The organism is Cyclobacterium sp. L-R (assembly GCF_056859355.1).
In genome coordinates, this window is record NZ_JBSXOH010000063.1 from 1 (window position 1) to 26,879 (window position 26,879).

Here is a 26,879-nt window from a genome sequence, read left to right on the forward strand (position 1 = left end):
AATATATTCAATGTATTTCTTTTATTAAAAGGTTTTTCCTAATAAAATTTCCCACAATTAAATAACCCATGTGGGTCATTCAACTTTTTTTTTATTGGAACGCAATCATATTCTCCTTTCATTTGTTATAATAAATCTGAATTGTGTAATGAGATTTTCTGTTTTTGGTCACAAAGTAATTATCGCCCCTGTGGGAAATAGCATCACACATTTAACCCGCATTATGTAATAGGATTTCCTGCCCCTGACTATAGTGAGGGGTGATGCCTGTCCCGTGTTTACCGGACGTGTTGGAATCGCAAGAAAATCAGACTGTTTGGAGATTTTACCATAGCACCGCTATGGTGAAATTGAAAACAGCAACGATTGGGTATTTTAAAGCGATTTCAGCACGTAATAGAATGTCTATTGCATATTTCGGGGTTTAAGCGTTAAATAGTTCATCCATGTTTTAATCCAAATTTATGTTTAGGTTTTTTGCAGGAATCATCACCGCAATAGCAGTCATTTGGTCATTTCAGTATTTCATGGGCAAAAGCAAGCAAAAGGAAGAAATACAGCTCAATTCGGCACTTTTAGAACAGCAAATTAAACAGGTAGGTAAACTGATTGTCACTGAAGGGCAGTTTTCTCAGGTTTTGAGTTATAAAAACACCAAAAAAAATTATTTCGATATCTTCTCTGCCAATAAAAAAGCATTAGTGATAGTGAATGCGAAAGTAACCATCGCATATGACCTTAGGCAAATTAAAACGGAAGTAGACCCGGAGGCCAAACAAGTACGTATTCTATTTCTTCCCGAACCGGAAATCAACATTTACCCTGACCTTCAATACTATGATGTCAGTCAAGATTATTTCAATAAGTTTGATGCCGCTGATTATAACAAGATCAAAGGAAGCGTAAATAAAATGGTTCAGGCAAAAATCGATCAGTCTGACCTGAAAGATGATGCCAAGGAAAGGCTAATCAATGAACTCTCCAAGATCTATATTCTAACCAATTCCATGGGATGGAGTCTGCAATACCAGGAAACAACCATCAGCTCTCCTTCCGATTTAGATAATTTAAAATTTTAAACGCAATCGGAAGACAATTTCACCATAAATTGAACCCGGATTATGTAATAGGATTTCTCCGCCCTGACAATGTCAGGGGTGAAGCCTGTCCCGTGTTTACGGGGGCAGGCTGTTTGGAGATTTTAGAATAGCACCGCTATGGTGAAATCTCCAAACAGCAACGAAGTGGCTGATTTTAAAGCGATTTCAGCACGTAAGAGAATGCCTATTGCATATTTCGGGTGAGCTACAGCACCTAAAAGAAAGTCTAAATCTGAAGCTTATTTTAGGACTAATTTTTATTTAGAGATAGCCTTCAGTTTCTTTAGAATTTAGTTTTGACCAGTTCCAGTCTCCATTTCTTTAGAAGAAACATTTCCCGTCATGAAAATACCTATACCATTCTTAATATTAGTATAAACCTGCACGGGTTGGGCAAAGGGATCCCCTTCATTCCAGTCCTGTAAACCAGAAGTTGTACGGAAATAATAATAGCCTGGAGACACCACTTTCAATACAAATTGAACCTCGCCCCCATTTTCTAATTCTATAAAATTACCACTGGTGAAAAAATCTATTTTCGCTTCTTTACCATCAAATAATTTATCGTCAATAAGTACCGCTCCATCCAAGAAAAAATCTTGTTCGTAAGCAGGGTTTTTTGGCTCCAGATAAATCGGCTGATTATCAGAATAATAGACCTCATTCCCGTCTTGATCAACATAAGACCCTTGGCGGTAATAAAAAGCTGAAATTTCATAGTAATTTTCACCTATGGCATCGTCAAAAACCAAGGTAATGTCATCTCTGGTTGACCAAGAATCCACTTTTGCACTCCCATTATAAATCAGGTCTTTAATTGGGACATGAATTGGGACAGTTTCTGTAGCACTAATAATGTCATAGCCCTCCACCTTCACTTCAACTGTATATTCTTTACCTTCCATCACCATGTAGTCCAAACTAATGTACTCCCCACTTTCCTCATTATAGCCAAGGTAAAAGGATTGACCATCATCAGTAGTTAACTTTACTTCTGCCGTTGTTATTGGTTCAAATTCCCAATTATTATCAAGAATATGTCTGGAATAAGTTAGTCTTACCTTTGGAAAGGTATTGTGAATTAGGGTTGAATTCAGTGTCACCTGAGGTTTTTCAAAAGGTATATCAATGTCCACTGTGGTTTCACAAGAACTGATGAACAGGCCTCCTATTATAAAAACAAACAGGAAATATCTTCGATAGCTAAGTAATGTATTCATGTCCATTTAAAATTTAAACCCGTAAGAAAACGAAGGTATAATGGGAAAAAGACTGTATTGTTTCACCTTTTTATTGCTCTGCTGATCATAACCAATGTCCATAAAGAAAGGATTCATCCGGTTGTAGACATTGTAGATGCCAAGCGTCCATTTTCGTTCTCCCCACTTTTTGGTCTTCCACCAACTGAAACTTACATCAAGTCGATGGTAATCCCTGTTTCTGAAGTTATTTCTACTTTCGTAATACTGTAACTCTGATCTCCATGTACTTCCAAAGTTGTTTATCGATACCCCTTCATAACGCTGCGTAGGAAGGGAAACAGCATTTCCAGTTCCATATACCCAAACCACCGAAAAATCTTTGTTTTCCTTCCATTCATGGGTAAGGGCAAAACTCACATCATGTCTCCTGTCGTATTTGTAAGGAAACCATTCACCGAAATTAATCTCGTCAAATCTCCTTTCGGTTTTAGAAAGGGTATAACCTATCCATCCGGAAATTTTGCCTACTTTCTTTTGAAGCAATAATTCGAGGCCATAACTTACCCCTTCTCCTATAGCCACTTTATCCTGCCAATCTTCATCCAGGTTGAGATATGTTGCCCCATCTTTGTATTCGATTAAGCCATCCATGGTCTTGTAATAGGCCTCTGCACTCAGCTCAAATTTATTGAAATTCTTAACCCCACCAATGGCCACCTGCATGGCTTTTTGTGGTCCAATTTTAGCTGTGGCTGGCACCCATAGATCCGTTGGCAAACCTAATCCTGCATTGGTAAGTAAATGGATAAATTGTGCCATGGTGACATAGGAAGCTTTTACTGAGGTACTGGGATTGACCAAATACCTTGCTGCTATCCTGGGCTGAAGGGAATTGTAATGTTGATTGTCGGTATTAAACCCTGAATAATGAAGCCCCAAATTGCCTTTCAATCGGCTGGTAATATTAATATCGTCTTCGGCATATACCGCATATTCTGTTGAATTTAATTCATCTGCACCCAATTGGAGATCATTGTCTCCTGTACTGCTCTTACTGGCGTAAACTCCTGGGGAGAACTTATGGAAAATCACATTGGTACCAAATCGGAAATAATGGTCTGGATTAGGAATGAATTCAAAATCTGCCCTTCCTGCCCAATCTCTTATACCTGAAAAATACCTGTCCGAATAAAAATTAGTCTCGGTGGCACCTAAACCAGTAATTTTCTCCTCATAATTACTGAATAGATCAAAATTGTATCGACTATAAGTAAAAGTATAATTACTAAAAAGCCGGCTATTTATAACATTATTCCATCGAAGGGCTGAGATAAAATTGCCCCATTTCAAGCCAAATTCTTCATCATAATCGGTCCTTTCATTGTCATTGACATAAAAGTTTTTAAACTTGGAATAGGCCTTATCATCACCTGAATATACACTCAGGTACAACCTGTTTTTATCATTGATGATATGGTTGACTTTGCCATTAAGGTCATAAAAATAATACCCTATATTCTCATCTCCCTCAGTAGCAGCTTTAATAATCGGTCGGGCCAAAATATCTAAATAGGTACGCCTCGCTGATAGAATAAAAGAAGTTTTGTCTTTTTTGATAGGTCCTTCAACAGTTACTTTTGAAGCAATTAATCCTATGGATCCTTCTCCTTTAAATTCCTGCATATTGCCTTCCTTCATGCTTATATCAATCACTGAAGAAAGTCGGCCTCCATATCTGGAAGGAAAACCTCCTTTGATAAGTTCTACATTATTAATGGCGTCTGCATTGAAGACCGAAAAGAAACCAAAAAGGTGTGAGGCATTGTATACCGGCACCCCGTCCAATAAAATAAGATTTTGATCTGGACCTCCCCCTCTTACATACAGACCACTTCCTCCTTCAGTACCAGACTGCACACCAGGTAGAAGTTGTAAAACTTTAAAAACATCTACTTCCCCCATTAATGCAGGCAATTCCTTGATTTGCTCTATTGGAACATTGATGGAACTCATCCTCGTAACTTCCTGAATTTGGTCCATATCTGAAGCAGAAACCACCACCTCCTCAAGATTACCGTCAGGCACTAAGGTCACATTAATTACAGTATCCTTATTTGCTTTGAATTGAATGTGCTTAGCCTGAAATCCTACAAAACTAAAATATAGGTCTAAACTATCGCCGGAAGTTGTATAACTATAAAACCCAAATTGATTGGCGATCGTCCCTTTTTGGGAAATTTTATCATAAATATTTGCTCCAATCAGGTTTTCCCCTGTCCCTTCTTCCTTTACAGTTCCACTTACTGAGATTTTTTGAGAAAACCCCACAGTGCTAAGAAAAAATAGAAATATGCCAATTGTAAGTATCCTCATTTTTTATTCAAATAAGCAAAACAATAAATAATTTGGTAAAGCTAGTTAAAAAACGATAATTTGAATATTCATTTTACTATTTAATAACCTAGGGCAAGTTATAATACTGCGATAATCGGTCAAATTACCAACACATTAAGAACTTTATAAAAGCTTTGAAAGACATCATTAATCTCCATGGAAAAATAAAATAGTCAAAACCACCGAGTTCAATACTCCCTGTATTCCCTGACGTTACATCTGGTATTTTTGCTACAGCTGTTTTAGCATTTTTAAAAAAAATTCCCACGAAGTATTGTTCTCCTTTGGGATCAATTGAATTGGATAAACAATGGATTGAAATAAGCACAAACAAATTTCTAAAAACACCTTCATGAATAGAAATAGTATCTGGTCTACTTTCGATGGGATTTCACCAATTCTTGGTAAAGTCAAGGGTAAAAAAAATGGATTCTTCAGCTCCCTGAAGAATCCATTGAGACCCATATTTTGGTTATCTCTTTATTTTATTTAACATAAAACTCCCTGTTTAGAATCGTTTCCTTAGGTAAACCAAAGCTCCAAATGCTATAAATGCAAGTCCTATTAAAAGCATTCCATTTAGAGGATCTCCAAGTAAAAGATTACCCGTACCGAATAAGAAACTAAACACACCAATTACTCCTGCACCAAAAGCAAGAATCGCTGCCTGAAAGTCAAAGTAGCCAGTGGTATCTACTTTTTCACCGGTATTGCCAATTAAATTGTGAATTCTTTTCCAACCTGGACCAGGAGCTTTTGTCTTTTTCACAAAAGAAACAAGAACGGATTTGTCAGTAGGTGTGGAAAGGTAAGCTGTAGAAATCCAACAAATTGAAGTTACAAATATCCCTACAATTAATTCCTCATGGGTAGCAAATTCTTCAAAGTAATTGTGATGAATAAAGGCAAAATACAAGGCGGTAAGGAAGGAAGCTGCCATCGCAACAATCTCACTCATGGCATTGATCCTCCACCAATACCAGCGTAAGATATAAATCAAACCTGTTCCTGCTCCAATTTGCAAAAGTATACTAAATGTCTGCAATGCATTTTCTAAATGTAAAGCCACATAACCACCTAAAACCATAATTGTAACAGTGGCTATTCTTCCGACTGCCACAAGGTGCTTTTGTGTACTTCCCGGCTTGATAAACCTTAAGTAAAAATCATTGACCATGTAGGAAGCGCCAAGATTGAGCATGGTGGAAAGTGTGGACATATATGCAGCTACCAAGGAAGTGACTACTAAGCCCATAATTCCCACCGGCATAAAGGACAGCATAGCAGGATAGGCCATGTCATCCTGAACTATGGAGGCATCCGCATTTGGAAATGCAGCTTGTAGGGAAGCCATATCCGGAAAAACGATTATACTACACAAAGCTACCAATATCCAAGGCCAAGGTCTGATGGCATAATGAACAATGGTAAAAAACATAACAGAGGACAATGCATTTTTTTCATCCTTGGCTGCCAGCATCCTTTGAACAATAAAGCCCCCACCTCCGGGCTCAGAACCTGGATACCACACAGACCACCATTGAATAAACAATGGAATTAGGAATATGGTAAGGAAAATTTCTTTATTGGCGATATCAGGAATAAAATCAAGTTTATCCACAATAAGCTCGTGATTGACAAGGTTCTCAAGTCCTCCTACTGCAGGATGATTGACAGCCACCCAGGCAGCAGCAATGGCGCCAGCCAAAGACAGAATAAACTGTATAAAATCCGTAAATACTACACCTCGTAAACCTCCTAAAGAACTGTAGATAACGGTAACAATTCCAGATATTAATAAAGTAGCTACGGGGCTTATTCCAAGTAATACGCCCCCAATTTTAATCGCTGCTAGAGAAACTCCTGAAATGATGACCACATTGAAAAATAAACCCAGAAATATAGCCCTAAAGCCCCTTAAAAAGGAGGCTGCTTTACCACTGTAGCGCAATTCATAAAATTCTATATCTGTCAACACTCCCGATCTTTTCCATAGTTTGGCAAAGAAAAAAACGGTCAGCATCCCTGTTAATAAAAAGCTCCACCATACCCAGTTTCCTGATATACCGTTTTTCCTCACAATATCCGTAATCAAGTTTGGCGTATCAGTGGAAAAGGTGGTGGCCACCATTGAGGTGCCTAATATCCACCACGGCAGGTTACCTCCTGCTTTAAAAAATTCATTAATGTTTTTTGATGATTGTCGGGAACTGTACAATCCTATCCCCAATGAGACAGCAAAAAAAGCGACCAATATCAACCAATCAATTCCTTGTAACAGCATAATGTATAATATGTAAGTGGGTATGATTTTTTCAATAAAGTGAATTCTTGTATGATTTTGGGTTTAAGTCTTCTCTATTTCCTTTTGGGCACATCAATTCCGCAATTAATCTGAACCTGATCTAAAGCCATTCCTATAAACATAGGATAACTCCAGTTTTTATACCTCCCCCAAATTTCCCCTGAATATTTGGGGAAAATTTCTTCTGCAATGATGGGTATTAAAGGTTTTGCTTTAAGGCCTAGTCGACGAACACTTATTGCTGCCTGCAAAACCTGAACCTCTTCTTCAAGCAAAAGCATGTTTTTCAGCACTTCATAAGCGGCATTATTTTCTTCGCGTTTAATCAAAATTTCTGCGGCCTTAATGGCCACCGCGGGTGCTTCATCTGACAACAATCTGATTAAATTCGGAACGACTCGCCCAATATCGCCCTCATAGGCATCAATTCCGATAAGCCCCCAAAACCTAGCTGATTCCAGATCACTATCCAAGTAAGGGATGACGGCAGAAAGGTTAGTGATCTTTCCAACCATTTTTGCTACTTCTAATACTTCCTTGAAAGACTCCTCTGAATAAGCCCTACTAATGGCGTACACACTTTCCTTAGATTGGCTTGCCTGCTGCATCATTATGCCCTCAGTAAGCAAGCCTGTGTCCCTATGTCGAATCATCCATTCATCGAGTTCCACAGCCAGTTCTACTAGCTTACCTTTCATTTCTGGCCTAGAGGCTAGGTTATTCTGTTCCAGAGGATCTTCCTGTAAATCATATAAAATCTCTACGGGTTTGGTAGCATACATTTTTTTTGCTGCGTCAGTTAATTCACCAGCATCTCTGAGTCTGTTCATTTCTGCATAACTCCCCCCTTTATTAAAAATAAGTGCATTTTGATAATAAGGAAGCTGTGGCATAAAATGACGTATATACAAATACCGTCCATCGTAAACGGACCTTGCTACTTCATAGCAATCATCTGCCCTGTCTCTGTAGCCAAATACATAATCGCTTTCTTCCTTGGCTAAGAAATCAACACCCTCCATCATTTCAGGAATATTTGCCCCCGCCAAAGAAAGTGTAGTTGGAGCAAAATCAACAAAACTAACCAGCCTGTCCGATTCTTGACCAGAAATATTGGCTACCAAATGTTTGTATTTATCCGGAACATGTAGAATAAAAGGGACTTGTAATCCAGCATTGTCAAGCCAACGCTTGTACCCTGGTAAACCATGCCCATGGTCTGCAAAGACAAAAACAATGGTCTCTTCCAGTAATCCATCCTCTACAAGCTGGGCTAACAAATCCTTTACCTGCCCATCAAATACTTCCAGCAAGTCATACATATGAGCCCATATCTCCCGCATTTTGGGACTGTCTGGCAAGTGAGGGGGAAGTATTGCTTTAGCAGGGTCATGATGTGTTTTTAAGCTAGATGTATCCTCCTGTCTCAAAGCATTGGTAGGACCTTCATGGGTAATCATAAAGTTAAACACACTAAAAAAAGGCTTGCCCTCAGGTCTATTTCTCCAATGGGCCTCCTTACTGCTGTCATCCCACCGGCCTTCATGGCTGAAGTTGTAATCTGTCTTTACATTATTACTTGTATAATAGCCTGCCTCCCGCATCACTTCAGGCAATATTTTCATTGATTCAGGAACTGGGATTGCAGATCTTAGGTGTTGGGTGCCAAGGGAAACAGCGTACATACCTGTGATCAGGGTAGAGCGTGCTGGTGCACATATTGGCGCATTTGAATAAACCTGGGTAAATTTTATACTGTTGGCTGCCAACTGGTCAATGGTGGGTGTAGAAGCATATTCGTCACCATAGCACCCATAAATCGGCCCCAGATCTTCATGGGAAATCCATAAAATATTTGGCTTACCAACCTCCTTATAGCTATTCTTACAAGCCATACAATTCAAAAGAAGGAAGAGATAGGTGATATTTTTCATTGATCTATTTATTAAGGTACAATCTAATTGAAAAAATCACTTAATTACTGAAATAAGGGCTAAAATTATGTTATAGCCCTTATTTTAAGGATGACCGGATAAACAATGCTTGAGCAAAAGGACATGTTAATCTAATGATTGAATATTTGTCCTGACTTTTGAACTCGTTTATCATGTAGCCAAAATCATAGTCCATTCCAATTTCCGCTTAGTCTTTAGCACTGATAGAAAACTTAAGGTCCCCCTTTAGCTTTTCTTCTTTCCATTTAAAAACAATTCTATACAATTGCTCTCCATGATTAGAGATTAACTTTGGGTCTTCGATGGCAATTGTTTCTATTGTGGCATCAAGTTTTTTCTGGTCAAAGTGCGTAATAATCTCAAACCCTTCCCCTGTAATTTCTAATAATCCAGGAGATTTTAAGGCAACAGGCAATGCACTCATAAAATGAAAGCTTGTTGAATTTTCATTTTTATCCAATTCAAAATGATCCTTAATGATCAAACCATTTTCTCTCCTAAATTCAAAGGACCTTTCCCAGCTTTTCACTGCTGCTTCCTTAGGATAAGCAGGCGCAATATTTGTCTGAAAAAAAACCTGACCATTTTTCAAGCGATAATTGGATCCTGTAGCCTTAAAATTCCCACCTGCTTTTTGTGCTACCCCATTAATGAGTGGTAGATTGTGGTAATTGGATTGCATGGTCCAAATAGAATACCGCTCAGGACTGAAGGTTTGTCTTGTATAAGTACCCACTCCCACATCGATAAAAACAGGTTTCCCATCATAATAAAGCATAAAAGAACCCACATCATTGTGATTATGGTGTTCGTCATTATCCCCTCCCTTTGCGGTAAAATAAAAGCCTTTGGCATTTGCTTCTTCTCTGGCTATCACCACATCCCAGTCAGGAAAATAGAAATCTTCAACTTGAGGAGCTTCTGCTGGCAATTCTTTTAAGGACGCTAGCAAAAACACATTCCCTATTCTATCTCCTATTGTTCCAGAAGTTACTAGATCCTTTTCACTTCTTTTATTTGCCAAATAGGCAGCAAACTTCTCCATGATAGGGTCATTAATTTTTTCTCCATACCTAAATATTCTACCCGGATCATGCTTGATTTTTATAGGAGCATCAGCAAAATTGATATAAAAACTGCCATCGTTAATATGAGACCTATAGATGTATTTCCCCATATCCCCTATTAGTGGATGATCAAAAATAGGAGCTACTTTCCCTCCTAAAGCCTTGTCCAATAACTCCAGATAATCAAACATTTTGCCACCGGCATGTGCCCAATAAGCAGGGCCTTCACTACAACTACCGTCATCAGGATAAGAATTAATAAATAGATCCACCGATTGCATGGATTTATAAACCGCATCCTGTTTTTTAATCGGATCATCTTCTACTAGTAACAATACAGTAAGCACATTAAAATTGCACCATGGGGTCCAGTTGTTCACCCGTCCTTCTCCCCAGCCAGTAATCCACCAAAAATCATTTCGCTCATAAAAAGGCTGCAACACTTTTTTCTTTAATTCTGAGGAAAGTCTTCTGCTTATAATAGGACTGATTGCGTCAAAAGCATCTTTGAAGTAATACAGGGTCCAAGCCAAATCATTTGCAATATCTCCAACCATCAAATCAATAATTGGATCTTCAATATCAGGCAAAACCGTGGTAGGATTAGCAATACTTCCTTCAAATCCATACAGGTAAAAATGGGCTGAGGCTCCCCAATAAGTTTGTTCGCAGAAAGCAAAAACACCATTGACAAGGTCATCCAAAAACCTGCCTTTTCCCTCCACTAGCTCGGCCATCATCAGTGCTTGAAGGGCCTTCTTCCTGGCACTGTTTACGGCAGCGTCTTTAGTTCTGTCACCAGTCCGTTTAAACTCAAGGTACATGCTGGCCTTTACAATTGGCCAATCGTAATCCAAGTAGGCCTCTCCCTCATTTATCATGGCTTTTCTTACTTCTTCAGTAATTTGATTCCATGCATCTCTGTCCTCGTAGGCAGGAAAATTGACCCATTGTTTGGTACTATTTAAATTATCCGCTACTTGTTTTCTGTTCAAAGCATTGGTCAACAAGTTTCTGTTTTCCTGAGAGTAGACTGAAAACACAATACTGCAGCAAAGAAATAGCAGTAAAATTTTATGAGTAATTGATGGCATAGCAATAGGCATAGATTTGGGCTTATAGTATTTTTTTTATCAGCAGAACGGCAAGACCCTGCATTTTTAGACTTATTTCACAAAATTAGGTGTTTCGATTATCCCTCCTTATCCAATAAAGGTTGGTGGAATTAATTCAAATTGCAGCCGTAATAATGACTCGTTTATAACCAAACATTGAAGGTAAACCATTATCCATAACTTCTAAAATGAGGTGCAATTCTTTTCCCAGAGGCAGAGGAGGAATCTCGATCTTTATTTTAGGTTCTTCTGAAGAAGCTTTAAACACCACTGGACTGACAGGCTGAAAAATCTCATTGTAAATCCACCATTTGTAGGTTAATGAATCCCCATCAGGGTCTGTGCTGGCGGAGGCATCCAGCTCCAATTCCATTCCTGGTTGAACTTTCAGGAATAAAGGTCCATTCGACTTATGTCCATTTACATTAATTACAGGATTGTGGTTGGCCTGTTCATAGCTCAGTACGCCCCATTTAACCCTGCCCATAAAGTCTGACTGAAAAGCTGTTCTCCACCGGGCCACTCCATGTCTCTCATTCAATGTCCCTTCCATAAAATCAGGTGCATCGATGTACAGTTGGTTAAACAACAGCCTGTATCGACCTCCCCAACCTCCCCATTCTGGATGGTCCGGAACATTCAAACCATTGCCAATCAAGCCAAGGAATGAGGGACTATCTCCTTCTTTCATACCGTCAGTTCCATGACCGTTTAGCTGGTAGCACTCACTTAAAGGTCCATTGCCGTGAATATTATTTTTCACCCAGTTTGCATCCTGCATTTGCTGGTTACCGGTCATGTACATGCCCCGAAAGGTAGATAGTTCTCTAATACCGGTAAAACCATTCCAAGCGTAGCCATTGGCAATAAATCTTAAAGCTTTAAAATTTTTTAAAAGGTAATTTCTATGGCCATCCTGATCACCAATTGCATGGACTTGAATTTTTCTGCAAAATTCATCAAGTTCTTCTTTACCACGGGTATTGTTTACCTTCCAGAGGGCCTGAGCCAATTCCCTCAGTCCACCCCATACCGGAATATGGACCATTGCTTTACTCTTATCTACAATCTTAATAATGGCCTCAGAGGCCTCGGAATCGTAGCCTTCTCCAAAAGCCTCTGAGTTACCATTACCTGATTTGATCAATTTTGTAAGCATATCAGGGTGAGGAAAATCCTTCTTATGCAGGATAAGGTTGGGGTATATCCCCCCATATGCTGCCAATTGGCGCTGAACAATTTCCGGTTTGATGTCCTGACCATGCCCCAGACGACTTGTAGCACAAATGGCTTTTATGTCAAACTGGTCTGCATAATATAAAAACCTAACCAAGCTTTGTTCATCATCTGTATCTCCCCCAATATCGGTAAGTACTATCACTTGCGGTTTTTCCTGTGCCTGAAGCAGTACCGGCACTAACAAACAAAATACTATAATGGGTAAAGAAATGGATATAAATTTTAGCATCTGGTCATTTTTTTCTGCTTAAGAACAAAATCCTGAAATCATTTAAGATCACTTTAACTCAAGTCCTTTGGTATCTACAAAGTCTTCACCCCTGATGGCAATAAACTCTTCTAACAGTTCTTTCAATTTTTCAGGATTTTCTTCTGCAAGGTTATTTTGCTGTTCCAAATCAGTACTTAAATCATACAATTGAAAATCAGAGTCATTCCCCATTTCAATATTCACAAATTTATTTACAGCAGGGCCTTTATAGGGAGGAATCAGTACCCAATCTCCTTTTCTATAAGCGGTGCGGGTAGTGGCTTCAAGTACCAGGGCATCTCTTCCTTCGCCATCATTTCCTAAGAACAATTGAGAAAAATCCTTGCCATCTGTAGTCCTTTCCTGACTTCCTGAAATAGCGGCCAATGAATTAAAAATATCAATTTGACTAACCATGGCGTCCGTGGTTCCTGGTAAGGCTTTTCCTTTCCAATAACTTATAAATGGCACCCTTGTTCCTGCTTCAAACAAACTGTATTTCCCACCTCTGAGCGGACCAGCGGGTGTATGATCTCCAACCAATTCCTCTGCATCATCATAGTATCCATCATTCAAAACCGGCCCGTTGTCACTGGAAAAAATTATCAGTGTATTTTCCAAAAGACCTTCTTCTTCCAGGGTTTTTATAAATTCACCTATGCACCAGTCTGCTTCAAGAATTACATCTCCTCTTGGCCCCATACCTGATTTCCCTTCAAACCTTGGATGTGGCGTCCTGGGTACATGAGGTTGCTGAAGAGCATAGTATAAAAAGAAAGGTTCACCCCTGTCTTTTTTGACATATGCTTTGGCTTTCTCAAGGAAATGATCCGCCATGTCTTCATCTACCCATTGTGCCTTTTTACCACCTTTCATAAAGCCTATTCTAGGAATACCATTGACAATGCTATTGTTATGTCCATGGTGCCATTTCATTTTGAGCATTTCCGGATTATCCTTACCGGTAGGTTCTCCTTCAAAGTTTTTGTCATAACTCACTTCTATAGGGTCATTAGGGTCCAAGCCTTGGACCAATCCGTCTTCAAGGTAAACTGTAGGCACCCTATCTTGCGTAGCAGCCATTATATAGGAATAATCAAAACCTACCTCATTAGGGCCTGGGCTTACCTTTTCATTCCAGTTAACAGTACCATCTCCCAAGCCTAGGTGCCATTTACCCACGACTGCAGTGGCATACCCCTGACTTTTTAGCATCTTGGGTATGGTCATTTCATCTGTTCCTATTAACAAAGGGGCAGTTCCGGGCAATATTTTTGCATCTTTATTCCTCCAAGGATAGGTTCCTGTTAATAAGGCATATCTACTGGGAGAGCAGGTAGCAGAAGAAGCATAGCCGGCTGTAAATTTCACCCCACCTTCTGCCAATTTATCCATGTTTGGTGTTTCCAATGTCCCGGCATCATATGCACTCATGTCCCCGTAGCCGAGGTCGTCCATATAAATGATAACAATATTGGGGTTTTCAGCTTTTTCTTCTTCTTTTATCTCCTTTGGGCCACATGATGCCAAAAGGAGCAACATACCCAAAATATAGGTTAATTGAAGTGGTAATTTTAAGTTCATAAATGGTTTGGTTTCTTTAAGATTTTATAAATAACCAATATAGAAAATTTATATCAAAACCATACTTCGTCTCGCATTTTCAATTGCATAGACAATGGCCTAAACATCAAAAATTCAGTATGATATAATATGCCAGAACAGCAAAAATTAAAATTTTACCCTCTGTAAAATGAAAAAAATACAAATTTATATCTTGATTTTTGTTTTAAACCTCCACATTCCTTTTCTTTCTATTCATGCCCAAAATTCTACACCACCCAATATCATCATCATTTTGGCTGATGACATCGGTTATGGAGACCTAGGTGGTTATTATGGTGGAAAAGCCAATACTCCTCACTTAAACCTTTTGGCTCAAAAAGGAATGCTATTCACGGATTTTCACAGTAATGGCGCCATGTGCTCACCTACACGTGCGGCATTGTTAACAGGACGCTACCAGCAAAGGGTAGGTATAGAAGATCCCTTACCGGGTTACTGGCAAAAACCAGGAGTTGGAAGTGTAAATGGTATAAACAGTAATAGCCATGCTAAACCTAAAACCATCGCAGACTATTTGAAAAATGCTGGCTATGCAACCGCCTTTTTTGGTAAGTGGCACTTAGGGAATCATCCTGAAGCCAACCCTACACGGTATGGATTTGATACATTTAAAGGCCTAACCTCCGGCTGTGGTGATTATTTCACTAAAATCGATCGCTACGGTTATCCGGACTGGTGGCACAATGACCAATTGGCTTTTCAAAAAGGGTATACCACAGATGTGATCACTTCAAATGGGATAGACTTTATCAAGCAACATAAAAAGCAACCATTCTTTGTATACCTGGCCCATCTTGGGGTTCATTTCCCTTGGCAATCACCGGATGATGAAAATCTTCAAACCCGGATACAAGGAGAAGATTTTACCAGCAATAAACCCGGATCTCACAGTAAATTGGGTCCTCACCAGCCCAAGGATGTTCCTGAAATTTTAAAGGAAATGATTGAATCCCTAGACAAAAATGTAGGAAGGCTAGTTGAATATTTGGAAGCAGAAGGCCTAGATAAAAACACGCTTATATTTTTCACCTCAGACAATGGGCAATACCTTAATTACGATGGCTCCACCTGGCCAAAAGTGGGATCCAATGGCGTTCTGAGAGGGGAGAAAGGAGACCTCTATGAAGGTGGACACAGAGTTCCGGCCATTGCCTATTGGCCGGAAAAAATACCGGAAAACGTAATTTCTAATGAAACCCTGATGAGTATGGATATCTTTCCTACTCTTCTAGAAATAATTGGCAGCCCAATGCCAAATCAAAATGAAAACCATGCCTTGGATGGATCAAGCTTTCTAAACGTTATCACACAAAAGAAAGAAATGCCTGAAAGAACCGTATTTTGGAAAACACCTGAAGCTAAAGCAGCTAGAAAAGGAAGTTGGAAAATTTTATTTGATGAAAAAAACAAAGAAGGTCTGTTGTTTGATCTTTCCACGGATATTTCTGAAAGGAAAAATGTAAAATTTTCCTACCCTGAAACATTCGAAAACCTTACCCGATCTTTAAAAATCTGGGAAAATGAAGTTTTTAATCCTAATTAAACCCGAAAGATGCAATAGACAATCTATTATGTGCTGAAATCGCTTCAAAATCAGCCACCTCGTTACTGTTATCAATTTCACCATAGCGGTGCTATGCTAAAATCTCCAAACCGATTTTCTCGCGATTGCACCGCTTCCCGTAAACACGGGACAGGCTTCACCCCTGACTATTGTCAGGACGGAGAAATCCTATTACATAATCCGGGTTAAAATACACCTAGTGATAGCAGTACTATTGCATGCCTAGGCAGGTAAATCATTTTGATCAAAACGAAAAAGGGAGGCTTAAACAGCCACCCTTTTTATCATATTAAGCAAAATTTTAATTACCATTGCTCGTTTAATTTCAATTAATCAACATCCCAGAAAAGTTTTCTAGAAAGCACATCATCAGACTGAACTCTCTCATATTTTTCGGTATTATAAGTTTGCTCAGATCCAGGGTAAATCCATCTGCTAGGCGGTAAGGATTGCTGATTTGACTGATCTTCCCAAAACTCAAGACCCAACACATCATTCCTTCTGATTTCTGCCCAGTTTTCATGAGGTTGTACCACATTATAGTGTAACCATCTTTGTCTAGCGATCAATTTCATTTTTTCCAGTTCAGAAGTTGCCATACTCCAGCTAATCTCATCTTCTGATAAATACGCCATCACATCATCTTCTGATGGAACCACAGGATCAGGTGAAATGGTAGTATTAGTCATCCCTCTCAAAATTTCATAATAATCAATGGACTCCTTAATAGCCGTTTCATAATGCATCATGGCTTTACTATCTTGTCCTTCTTTGAGATAGAATTCTGAAGCAATCAAATGAACCTGAGAAGCATTGATTAACATACCTGGAAAATACTGGTTTCGACTAAGGGTAGACCTGTTATAGATCGTAAGTGTATTGGTACCGATTAGGTCTGTTTGATCAGAACCATTCAATAATGGATCAAGCCCCATATACTCGCCTTCTGCATCTTCACCCGGCTCGAAAACGTATGTCAATCTTGGATCATTATTATCAAGCATATGATCTACGATTTCTTTCCCTGCAACATTTCCATTCCAATCTTCCAAACCACCTTGCCAGCTTGTTGCACTTATAAGCGTACCCAATTGATAAATACGAAAGGTAATATTTTCATCATTGGTTGTCACCACGGGGTAGTTAGTAGGATTAGATAAAATCTCACTAATTTCTGTCGCAGCTCTAGATGCAAAATTTGGAGCCGCACTTACCCTATTCAACATCCTCAACCTTAATGAATTGATATATTTTAACCACATATCGATATCCCCTCTATTGATTAAATCTTGGGTCTGAAAGCCTGTAAGGATTCCAGGGTTGATATCCATTGTTCTCAGTTCGTCAGCAAAACCAGCCAAATCATCTAACATTTTAGTGTAAATGGCTTCCGGTTCATCATATCCTGGATAAGACATGCTGTAATCACCACCATTGGTACTTAGCATTCCTGCTTCAGAAAAAGGAATGGCTCCATGAAGGTCCACTATTTTTTGGGTATGGTCATAGAGGTAAGTAGCAGCAGTAATCATATAGATCCTATTATCTTGCCTATCGAGCTCTGAAAGCCCATTGTATACTTTTTCCAATTCTCTGTATTGGGCCAAGAACTGATAGTAATTGTTCCACCTGTCATTTATTGCTGCAGAACCCGGTACATACTGATTTTCTTCATTGGCCCATCCTACAGCCTGAGTATACCTGTTAAGTGTAATTCTTAACACCACAAAGTAATTCCAGTAACTGGGAAGAACGTACTCCCTATTGGCAATGATAAAACCTGTAAACTGTTTATCTACAGATGTTTCAGACACTTTTGAAGGGTCAGTATAATTGTCTTCAAACTCCGAATATTCACATCCCGAAATGCCTACAATAAGCACAAGGAAAAAGCTTATTAATCTATTTTTCATAATTTCTTAAGTTTTAGAGTAAACAACTATTAGAATCTTGCCCTAAGCATAAGACCCATACTTCGTGTGGCAGGGTTGGTACCTGCACTGGTAAGTGTTTGTGCCCACCTTGAACCACCTGTCAGGACTTCCGGATCCAGATCCTTTAAGTTTCTGTAGAAGAAAAACAAGTTTCTACCAAAAGCAGACACTTGAAGACTAGATGCACCTAGTTTTGAAGCTATTTGTGATGGCAAATCGTAAGCAATAGATAATTCTCTTAACTTAAAGTAGGTGTTTTCCTTAATATACAATTCATACCTAGCTTGGCCATATTGTGGACCTCCCCAGTTGTAGGTACTTTGGTAATATAATGCTTGAGAAATTACATTCGTGTTAGGGTTTCCATCTGAAGTTACCCCATCCATCAACATCCCATCGTGGTAAACTTCTTCTCCATTGGGCCCTTGACCATCGCTAGTCTGCACACCTTGTCCATCGGCATTCACATAATATGACAAACCGCCACTTTCAGTATCCATATATTTCAAGCTTTCCTCAGTAAGCCCCCTACTGATCATCCAGTTTACACCGGTTGGCATTACATGTCCGCCTATTTGGAAATCAGCCATTACATCAAAGGTGAAGTTTTTGTATCTTAGGGTATTAAACACACCCCCCACAGCTTTTGGCATGGCATTACCCGCACGAATCCAACTGTTAGGGTCGATTTTATACAATCCATTTGGTTGGACTATTTTTTCACCATTGCTATTGGTTTCAATAGGTCTTGCATAGAAATCTCCCATGGGACGTCCCACCACAGACCTTAACTGGGCTGCATTGCCATCATAATCTGCATGCAAAAGCTCTGTAGCATTATTGGCCAATTTTTCAACCACGTTTTTATTGCGTGAAAAATTAATTCCTGCTGTCCACTCGAGATTAGTGCTTTTGTAAACTGTTCCGTCAAGACTGATTTCAATACCTTTATTTCTAAGTGTACCTATATTAGCTAGAACAGAACTGGCTCCTGCGGTAGATGGAAGGGTCAATGGCAGAATTTGATCTCTAATCTGTGCGTTATAGTAAGAGAAGTTAAGGTTTAACCTTCCTTGAAGAAATCTACTTTCGAAGCCAAATTCAAATTCGTGCTTCTGCTCAGGCCTAATCAAGTCATTACCAAAACTACTTGAAATATTTGTATATAACACAGGTGATCCGCCAGTCTGCTGAACTCCCAAGGTATTTTGGTTATAGGCAATATTAGCCCTATAAACATCCGGATAATTACCCACTATACCCCAGGAACCTCTTATCTTGGCAAGGTTAATAAATCCAGGTAATTCAATGGCGTCAGAAAGAATAAAACTGGTATTGGCAGATGGATAAACAAAGGCATTGTTATCCGGATTCATAGTAGACGTACGGTCTCGTCGGATCGTCCCTTCTAAAAACCAAAACCCTTTATAATCGAAATTAACCGTTCCAAGTGCAGCATCTATTACTTGTGATGTTCTACTAGAACCATTATTTGGAAGGTTGACAGAAGCCACAATATCAAATAGGTTCTCTGTACTTAGGCCACCATTGGTTCCTCTGGAAATTGAAGAATAGGATTCTTTATTGGCTGTATATCCCGCCATGGCACTTAAGGTCACCTCATCAGTTAGTTTCTTTCTATAAGTTAGTAACAAGTCTCCATACAAAATGCTAAAGATTTCATTCGACATACTAAAACCACCAGAAGGTCCAAATGCCAATGGCCTGGTAGAAGATGTTTCATTTTCATTTTTTCGGTAAGTAAAGTCTGTTGATAACCTTGCCCTCAAAGATAGTTCATCCGTGATATCGAAATGGTTGGTAATGCTACCAATTACACGATTACTTAGTTCTGAAGCCTGGTGTTCGTTCACCCTCCATATATAGTCCCCAATGGCGTCCATAAACCCGTTTCTAGTTATGTTCTCTTCAGGAGTTAAACTCTGACCATTCCCTGTCACATAACGGTAACCCCTACTTGTCTTGTACTTATCCAGATACCATGCACCATTATCAAAGCGGGACATCATACCACCAAAATTATTAATCAAACGATCAACTGAATAAGGTCTGTTAGCAGTGTACTGGTTGATGTAATTTATCATCAAGTCTGTACGCACTTTTTTAGAAATTCTAAATGTAGAGTTCAGGTTAGCGATATTTTTGCTGTTTTTAGAGTTTAAACTTAACGCTTCATTGTCCTGACGTGTCAATGATAATCTAAAATCTGCGACATCGGTTGAATTGGATATGGCAACGTTTACTTGTGAATTTACCGGATCATTAAATAAAGCTGCATAACTATCTTCCTGTGCCATATAAGGCCTCTCTACCCCATCCCAGCCGTATACAATGCGACCATCAAATTTAGGCCCGAAGTTCAAGCTGGTACTTGGTAAACCAAGGGTGCCATCTTCATAGGTGAAGAAACCGTCTTCATTCTGCCCCACATCAAAAACATGATTGGGAGCACCAGGTCCTCTAACGTTTTGATACCTTGGCAAATAAGCAATCTTATCCATGGAAATATTGGCATTAAAATCCACTCTAAATCCTTTGGTTGATCCTTTTTTTGTTGTAATCATGATTACTCCATTAACCGCTTCAGAACCATACAGTGCCGCAGCGGAAGCTCCCTTAAGCACTGTCAATTCTGCAATATCCTCCGGGTTGATGTCAAGAAGCCCGTTTCCACGCAATCTCTGGTCTCCCCAGTAATTATTGTTCGTCACCTCTTCATTACGGATAGGCACACCGTCCAAAATAATCAAAGGCTGGTTTCTTCCTGTGATCGAATTGATACCACGTATGGTAATATTAACAGCCGAAGTTGCTCCACCTGCACCGGATTGAATTCTAACACCGGGTGCTTTTCCGTACAAAGAGGTAGCAATATTCGGAGTACCCACCTTCACCAATTCTTGAGATTTAATGGTAGTAGTTGCATAACCAAGAGCTTTAGGCTCCTTAGGTACACCCAAAGAGGTTACTACGAATTCATCCATATCCCCTATATCTTCATTAAGGGTAATATTTATGGTGCTTTGATTCCCAACATTTACTTCTTGGGTTTCAAAACCTATATATGAAAATACCAGCGTGGCATTGGCTGAAACGTCTATCGAATAGTTCCCTTCTATATCTGAAACGGTACCAATATTAGAGCTCTTCACCGTAATGGTAACCCCAGGCAGAGGTTCACCATTGGTGTCAACCACCTTTCCAGTAACAACTAAGTATTCCCTCAAATCTTCATTTTTTGAATTGACTATTGCACCAAAAGCACTGGAGTAAATTGGTACTGAAATCAATAGAAATACTAAGGCAATAACCTGAATAAAAGTTGATATTCCTTTTATTGCAAAGCCAGTTTTTAGTAGATTTTTTTCATTTTTCATGTTTTTGATTTTGTAGTGTTTAGAGTTGTTTCACTAAAGAATAGGCTTTCCCACCCTTTAATTTTTCGATTTTGGTCATTCTTTTAAATACATTTTCTCATATAAGTAATTTAGTTTTGTTTATATTTTTATTTAACAGTATAGGCACTAGTTAATAATTTAATATTTTAATTCCAAAACAAGAAGCAGATTATAAAATAATTAATTTGCATTAATCACAAAAAACACCGATAAAAATCTAGACAAATACTATTAACCAATTATAATATTGAACGGTCATCCAATTGAGAAACACTTTAAAAAATAGATAAAATATGACTATTTAAAACCTTTGTTACCGTTAACATAAATTTTATCAATGATTAACTTTTTCATCATCAATGATTAAACTAATTAAATAGTATTATTCGGTCTTATTTAATCATTTTCTTCTTGTTATATTTAAAAAAACAATTCTTCGAAAGATGCAAAAACAGAAAACCTCAATAATTGACATATTTAAACTCATCTTTGCAGTAAGCTTAATTTTATTTTTGAACTCCCCAGGCACGGCCTTCACCAACAATTTCCCACCTTATCAAAAAATCAGCTACCACAATGCTTCCAATTTTCAAATCATCGGCAAACTTCCTAATACAAGTCCTTATTCAAGACTACCAGAAGAGGCAAACAAATCAGTTAGACCAGCCGTTTGGTCACTATCGACAAATTCTTCAGGAATAGCTATCCGATTTACCTCTAACTCATCTACAATAAAAATCCGATGGACCTTGAAGAACAATAAGGTCAAAGGCAATATGACTCCAATTGCCAGCAATGGTTTGGATTTATACGCTTATACTAAAGGTAGATGGCAATTTGTAGGGGTTGCCATTCCTGGTAAGGAAGTGTCCAATGAGGCTACTGTGATTACAGGTATGACCAGAGAAAATCGGGAATATTTGCTAAATCTCCCACTGTACGAAGGAGTAGAGAAACTTGAAATCGGCATAGAAGAGGAAGCCAGCATCACCAAACCAAAAGATACCATTATCGATCGAGAAAACCCCATAGTATTTTATGGAACGAGTATTACCCAAGGGGCTTCTGCTTCCAGACCGGGACTTACCTATGCAGCCTTATTAGAGAGAGAAATCAACAAAGAAGTAATCAATCTTGGGTTTAGCGGAAATGGTCGATTTGAAAAAGAAGTCGTGCAATTTATCATGCCCTCAAAGCCTTCTGTTATCGTATTGGATTGCACACCTAACTCAGCACCTGACACCATACTGAAAAATTTACCAGAGACAATCGCTTTTATCAGAAATATTGATGACTCCGTTCCTATTGTGTTGGTGGAAACCATTATCAGGGATTATGCCTATTTCAAAGAAAATGATCCAAAAATTTTTGGCACCTTGTCCTACATTCAGAATCAAAACAATGCCCTCAGAAAAGTATACCTAGATGCAAAAAAGAACAACAAAAATACCCACTATATCTTTAGCAAAGAGCTAATTGGACTTGATAACGAAGCCACTGTGGATGGTACGCATTTCAATGACCTTGGTAATTATCGAATGTTTCAATTCTTATTACCTATAATTGAAAAACTAATTAACCTTTAATTGCATCCCTATAGTTTCAGTTATTTTTTTAAGTTCGTTTTTCCGTTGATAATAATCTCTTCTGGAAGGAAATTTAGGCCTTAATTAAAATTAATGCGTTTTCTCAAGATTCATAGCACCATATATTGGTAATCTTGCAAGTTTTATTGCGCAATAAGACAAGGAGTTTATTGTAAAAAGTATTCCTAGAAATTTTATTTAATTAGAAAAATTTACCCCTCAATTAATAAACCCAAATATGCAACAGCCAATCAACTACACCCTGAAATCCCCTTAAAATCAGTCACTTCGTTGCTACTTTCAATTTCAATAGAGCGGTGCTATGCTAAAATATCCAAACAGCCTGATTTTCTTGCGATTGCAACACTTCCCGTAAACACGGGACAGGCTTCACCCCTGACCATTGTCAGGACGGAGAAATCCTATTACATAATCCGGGTTTAACCCAAATTCACTATTATAATAGCCATAAACGCTGGCCCTATTAAAGCTTGGTTCAAAGTTTATGTATTTTGTAGTTATAGTACTTTTGCTATTTATAAAGTAAATAAATATACCTTAGGACAATAAAAAAAAGCGAAACCTTTATGGTTTCGCTTTTTTGATTTTACAACCTGTATCCAGGTCTGTAAGTTCTATGAAGCTGCTTCTCGGCTTCAGGATCCGAATTAGCAAATTTCTCATTCACAGGATCCCACTTTAATGGTCTACCCAAGTCATAAGCAATATTACCAAGGTTACAAGTAGTACAGGTACTATGACCGATTTCTACTGGTGCTATTGGATCTTTTCTTCTTCGTACAGATTCTATAAAATCAATATGATGCGCTGTACCTCCGCCACCTCTCAGGTCCTCACCTTCTCCAATCAATGGGTACAAGCTAGGATCTGAAGCTTCGTAATGTGATCTGGAAACTTCTATCCAGCCATCCTTACCAACGAATTTACATCCCCTTGTTTCTTTTTTATCGAAAGGTTCTTCTGTTACGGTTACACCATTTGGATAAATAAATGTCAGATGTTTGGTGTTTTTATATCCAGCCGGTATAATTTCAACTGGCCCATTTCTATCCATTCCTATTGCCCATTGCGCAATATCAAACATATGAGCCCCCCAGTCTGTGGTCAATCCTCCACCAGTTTCTTTGTACCAACGCCAAGCTCCCCACACTTTTTCATTCTCTGGAGGATTGATGGAAATAGGGGGATTGAGGTCATTATTAAAATGTACATCTGCAGCCAATGGGCCTAACCACATGTCCCAATTAAGTCCTGCAGGTATATCCTCTTTCGGTAAATCATAAGGCTTTGGAGGCCCTCCTACACAAGCATAAACTTTTTTGATTGCTCCTAATCTTCCTTTCTGTACCATTCTGACTGCATGCTGAAAGTTATCATAAGAACGTTGCATACTTCCTGTTGCCAGAACAATGCTATTGGAACGCACGGCTTTAACCAACTCCTGCCCCTCTTTAATGGTAAAGGTCAGGGGTTTTTCCAAGTATATATCTTTACCAGCTTTACATGCATCGATGGCCATCAAGGCGTGCCAATGATCTGGACTTGCAATTACCACTGCATCTACATCTTTCCTGGCAAGTAGATCGTGGTAATTTTCATATACCTCTACTTCTACAGTTTTGCCTTTTCCTTTATAATAATCTTTGGTTCGATTTAAAAATCTTTGCCTTTTGTCATCATATACATCACAACCGGCTACCACTTCTATATTCGGTAAAGTAATAAAGCTACCAAGAAGCCCATTGTTTTGTCTTCCTAGTCCAATGAAACCCAATCGCAAAGTTTCATTCGCTTCTTTAGTATTAGCTGCTTCTTTGCCAAGACTCACTTGTGGCAACACCCCTAAACTTGCTGCTGTAAGCAGACCTGTGCCCATAAACTTTCTTCTGGACAAAGAGGATTTTTTCTTTTCAGTCATCTTTTATTGGTTAATTATTGTATTGAACTCGAAATAACTATAACATTTACTAATTCCTCTATTAAGTTAACTCCCTTTGGCCATGTTCAGGCTATTCTTGGTCAATAGGTTCTAACTAATTTTCAATTTGGAAGATATTTTTCAATTCTTTAAAATGCCTTAAAGACATCTTTAGATCTAAACAAGGTCAATTAACAAAAAATAATCTAAAATAGCCACTTGGATTGATGTGAATTGCAACACATATACAGATACCGCTTTGGAGCTGGACTGCTATAGCCATGCATTTTAATGAGCACTGTAAGGCCAGCTTACTGATAGGTATTTCATGTATTCGTAGCAATATAAAATAATGGAGGAGTAGGGTTTTACCTCTTTTACAATAAAAGAAACCCCTCAGAATGATTTTGAAACCATACCAACCTAAGATGAACAGGTCACCACTCCTCAGCATTGCAATTAATTTCTATTAAGTCTAATATTACAGAATTTAATTTTGAAACTGATTATGAACATTCCGATATTTTAAGAAATTAGATCGTCTTTTAGCAAAGTTTGATAACAATATAAAACCCTTAAATAGAAGCTTTCAGGACTTTGAAAATAAACATTCAGTACAAAAATTAAAATAGGCTAGTATGAAATACAAAAATAATACAACAAAATACTATTTTATATTTACAAAATTTTATTCAAAAAAACAACTATTTTTAATTGAAATATGTAATAAAATTTCATTAAATTTGAAATGTTAATCAATCATTCTGAATGACGGAAAGAGAGGAACTTAGAAGTTTAATCATTCGGCAGATTGAAAGCCTTGAAAAATAAAAATTTAGCGCATGAGCACTTACATATTAATATACGCAGTACTTGGAGTAGCATTAGGACTTTTATTTACTATTAAAGCAATAAGGAATGCTGCTGATGATCCTGAAAACTTTGATCAGTTCAAGAGAGAAGGAAAATTTCATAAACCTGCAAACTGGAAAGTTGGAAGAATGCCTGAAAACAACAAAAAAGAAGATTCTTTAAATTTTCAATTATTAGAACCTGAAACTGAATACCATCAAATTTACATGAACTAGACCATTATTTTTTTATTGATAGAAAAATTCCATTTAGATCTATTTTTTAATTCTCTGGAATTTAAATAACAGCTAAAATTTTTTAGGCCTCCGTAAAAAGAGGCCTTTTTTTATTTCCTAACTGTTTTGTATCTCTTTTAACAACCTTTGGACTTTATCTTTTAACTTATCACGCTCAGGAAGATTTATTAGCATTTTCTCTTTTAGAACATCCATTATCTCTTCTGCAGTATCAAGTTTCTTTTTGGTACTGGCCTCATTCTTTTTATGAACTGTAAACTGATTGTTGAAAAGGGTATATCTCCCTCCCTGAAAACTTCTTGCCACCATTAAATCTTTAATGAAGACGGATGTGGGATGGGTACACAAATACCAACTTACCACTTCATAATCAGGTAACATTTGGTGTTCAAGCCCAAATCGATGCATCAGTTTCCAGTCATTTTTTATCTTTATTTCCAAATAGTGAAATTCAGAAACATAGCTAATGCGGTACTCATAATCCCCTGTGTTTTGAATCCCCTCTTTATTCAAAACCAAAGGCGCTGAAAAAGATGCTGAACCAAAACCAACATCCAACAAGTATTTCACACCATCTAAGCTTAAAAGCAATAACATGTGATCTCTTGGACGAACTTCCCCAACAACTATTTCCCAAAAAACCCTAGCGGATAAGCCAACAACATCAAATCCAATTGTATTTAAAACCGCACCGAAAAGCAAATTTTGTTCAAAACAAAACCCACCCCTTCCCTGCTTTACCATTTTTTCAAATACAGCGGGCAAAGTAAGTACTACAGGTTCTTCAGTAAATGGGTTAATATTTTCAAAGGGTATAGCTTGTGGATGGAGATAATGAAGCTTTTTTATTGTATCAAGGTTTTTTTCTGCTTTCCCTTCATAACCAATTCGCTTGAAATAGGCCTTTAGAGAAACATTGTCTAAGGATAGCCCTTTAAAAAGGGAAAGACTTTCTTGTGTGAAGATCATAGTTACCGTAAATAATACAATTATATCCGAAGTAAGGTAATAGTCACTTTATTACCAGATGGAACATTATTTGAGAAATTTAAGCCATACTCCTTGTATGTGACAG

Annotated in this window: 15 protein-coding genes; 4 read left to right on the forward strand and 11 right to left on the reverse strand. The window is 38.2% G+C overall.

Features of this window, described 5'->3' with window-relative positions:
• Positions 1–464 precede the first annotated feature (464 nt).
• Positions 465–1,079 carry a DUF4230 domain-containing protein gene (locus AC13EX_RS08605; protein ID WP_482892348.1) on the forward strand — a complete coding sequence of 205 codons (615 nt, stop codon included), beginning with the start codon at positions 465–467 and terminating at the stop codon, positions 1,077–1,079.
• Between the two features lie 311 nt (positions 1,080–1,390).
• On the opposite strand, the gene AC13EX_RS08610 is transcribed toward AC13EX_RS08605, so the two are convergent.
• From AC13EX_RS08610 to AC13EX_RS08640, 7 genes are all read right to left on the reverse strand, one after another.
• Positions 1,391–2,320 carry a DUF4249 domain-containing protein gene (locus tag AC13EX_RS08610; protein WP_169786496.1) on the reverse strand — a complete coding sequence of 310 codons (930 nt, stop codon included), beginning with the start codon at positions 2,318–2,320 and terminating at the stop codon, positions 1,391–1,393.
• Between the two features lie 6 nt (positions 2,321–2,326).
• Entirely contained in the window at positions 2,327–4,675 is a 2,349-nt protein-coding gene (locus AC13EX_RS08615; RefSeq protein WP_482892350.1) for a TonB-dependent receptor, read from the reverse strand.
• Positions 4,676–5,204: 529 nt separating this feature from the next.
• Positions 5,205–6,980, reverse strand: coding sequence for a sodium:solute symporter family protein (locus AC13EX_RS08620; protein WP_048642996.1), 1,776 nt, complete (start codon positions 6,978–6,980; stop codon positions 5,205–5,207).
• A 74-nt stretch (positions 6,981–7,054) separates the two neighbouring features.
• Positions 7,055–8,935 (reverse strand): sulfatase family protein, encoded by a 1,881-nt coding sequence (locus AC13EX_RS08625; protein WP_482892352.1) that lies wholly within the window; start codon positions 8,933–8,935, stop codon positions 7,055–7,057.
• A gap of 208 nt (positions 8,936–9,143) precedes the next feature.
• Complete coding sequence (locus AC13EX_RS08630; protein WP_482892354.1) at positions 9,144–11,117, reverse strand: heparinase II/III domain-containing protein; 1,974 nt, start codon at positions 11,115–11,117, stop codon at positions 9,144–9,146.
• Between the two features lie 136 nt (positions 11,118–11,253).
• Positions 11,254–12,606: a nucleoside hydrolase-like domain-containing protein gene (locus tag AC13EX_RS08635; RefSeq protein ID WP_482892355.1), complete on the reverse strand. Its 1,353-nt coding sequence runs from the start codon at positions 12,604–12,606 to the stop codon at positions 11,254–11,256.
• A gap of 48 nt (positions 12,607–12,654) precedes the next feature.
• The gene (locus AC13EX_RS08640; protein ID WP_048642992.1) at positions 12,655–14,211 is read right to left on the reverse strand and encodes a sulfatase family protein; all 1,557 of its coding nucleotides are present in this window, start codon (positions 14,209–14,211) and stop codon (positions 12,655–12,657) included.
• Positions 14,212–14,380: 169 nt separating this feature from the next.
• Between AC13EX_RS08640 and AC13EX_RS08645 the strand changes: the two genes are divergently transcribed.
• Positions 14,381–15,796, forward strand: coding sequence for a sulfatase-like hydrolase/transferase (locus AC13EX_RS08645; RefSeq protein ID WP_482892356.1), 1,416 nt, complete (start codon positions 14,381–14,383; stop codon positions 15,794–15,796).
• A 350-nt stretch (positions 15,797–16,146) separates the two neighbouring features.
• On the opposite strand, the gene AC13EX_RS08650 is transcribed toward AC13EX_RS08645, so the two are convergent.
• Together AC13EX_RS08650 and AC13EX_RS08655 are read right to left on the reverse strand one after the other, a co-directional pair.
• Complete coding sequence (locus AC13EX_RS08650; RefSeq protein WP_482892358.1) at positions 16,147–17,730, reverse strand: SusD/RagB family nutrient-binding outer membrane lipoprotein; 1,584 nt, start codon at positions 17,728–17,730, stop codon at positions 16,147–16,149.
• Between the two features lie 29 nt (positions 17,731–17,759).
• Positions 17,760–21,149: a SusC/RagA family TonB-linked outer membrane protein gene (locus tag AC13EX_RS08655; protein WP_482892360.1), complete on the reverse strand. Its 3,390-nt coding sequence runs from the start codon at positions 21,147–21,149 to the stop codon at positions 17,760–17,762.
• 464 nt (positions 21,150–21,613) lie between these two features.
• Between AC13EX_RS08655 and AC13EX_RS08660 the strand changes: the two genes are divergently transcribed.
• Positions 21,614–22,756, forward strand: a complete 1,143-nt coding sequence (locus tag AC13EX_RS08660; protein WP_482892362.1) for an SGNH/GDSL hydrolase family protein — start codon at positions 21,614–21,616, stop codon at positions 22,754–22,756.
• Positions 22,757–23,363: 607 nt separating this feature from the next.
• Here AC13EX_RS08660 and AC13EX_RS08665 read toward each other — a convergent pair.
• Positions 23,364–24,695, reverse strand: a complete 1,332-nt coding sequence (locus AC13EX_RS08665; RefSeq protein WP_048642989.1) for a Gfo/Idh/MocA family protein — start codon at positions 24,693–24,695, stop codon at positions 23,364–23,366.
• A gap of 842 nt (positions 24,696–25,537) precedes the next feature.
• Here AC13EX_RS08665 and AC13EX_RS08670 point away from each other — a divergent pair.
• On the forward strand, positions 25,538–25,783 hold the full coding sequence (locus AC13EX_RS08670; RefSeq protein WP_048642988.1) for a hypothetical protein: 246 nt from the start codon (positions 25,538–25,540) through the stop codon (positions 25,781–25,783).
• 117 nt (positions 25,784–25,900) lie between these two features.
• Here AC13EX_RS08670 and AC13EX_RS08675 read toward each other — a convergent pair whose 3' ends face one another.
• Positions 25,901–26,773, reverse strand: a complete 873-nt coding sequence (locus AC13EX_RS08675) for an arylamine N-acetyltransferase family protein (RefSeq protein WP_482892363.1) — start codon at positions 26,771–26,773, stop codon at positions 25,901–25,903.
• Positions 26,774–26,879 lie beyond the last annotated feature (106 nt).

Bases quoted from the DNA above. Each gene is read 5' to 3' on its own strand.
- AC13EX_RS08630 (WP_482892354.1), bottom strand. From the start codon at position 11,117: ATGCCATCAATTACTCATAAAATTTTACTGCTATTTCTTTGCTGCAGT.
- AC13EX_RS08640 (WP_048642992.1), bottom strand. From the start codon at position 14,211: ATGAACTTAAAATTACCACTTCAATTAACCTATATTTTGGGTATGTTG.
- AC13EX_RS08645 (WP_482892356.1), top strand. From the start codon at position 14,381: ATGAAAAAAATACAAATTTATATCTTGATTTTTGTTTTAAACCTCCAC.
- AC13EX_RS08660 (WP_482892362.1), top strand. From the start codon at position 21,614: ATGCAAAAACAGAAAACCTCAATAATTGACATATTTAAACTCATCTTT.
- AC13EX_RS08615 (WP_482892350.1), bottom strand. From the start codon at position 4,675: ATGAGGATACTTACAATTGGCATATTTCTATTTTTTCTTAGCACTGTG.
- AC13EX_RS08670 (WP_048642988.1), top strand. From the start codon at position 25,538: ATGAGCACTTACATATTAATATACGCAGTACTTGGAGTAGCATTAGGA.
- AC13EX_RS08605 (WP_482892348.1), top strand. From the start codon at position 465: ATGTTTAGGTTTTTTGCAGGAATCATCACCGCAATAGCAGTCATTTGG.
- AC13EX_RS08620 (WP_048642996.1), bottom strand. From the start codon at position 6,980: ATGCTGTTACAAGGAATTGATTGGTTGATATTGGTCGCTTTTTTTGCT.
- AC13EX_RS08625 (WP_482892352.1), bottom strand. From the start codon at position 8,935: ATGAAAAATATCACCTATCTCTTCCTTCTTTTGAATTGTATGGCTTGT.
- AC13EX_RS08635 (WP_482892355.1), bottom strand. From the start codon at position 12,606: ATGCTAAAATTTATATCCATTTCTTTACCCATTATAGTATTTTGTTTG.
- AC13EX_RS08675 (WP_482892363.1), bottom strand. From the start codon at position 26,773: ATGATCTTCACACAAGAAAGTCTTTCCCTTTTTAAAGGGCTATCCTTA.
- AC13EX_RS08650 (WP_482892358.1), bottom strand. From the start codon at position 17,730: ATGAAAAATAGATTAATAAGCTTTTTCCTTGTGCTTATTGTAGGCATT.
- AC13EX_RS08655 (WP_482892360.1), bottom strand. From the start codon at position 21,149: ATGAAAAATGAAAAAAATCTACTAAAAACTGGCTTTGCAATAAAAGGA.
- AC13EX_RS08610 (WP_169786496.1), bottom strand. From the start codon at position 2,320: ATGAATACATTACTTAGCTATCGAAGATATTTCCTGTTTGTTTTTATA.
- AC13EX_RS08665 (WP_048642989.1), bottom strand. From the start codon at position 24,695: ATGACTGAAAAGAAAAAATCCTCTTTGTCCAGAAGAAAGTTTATGGGC.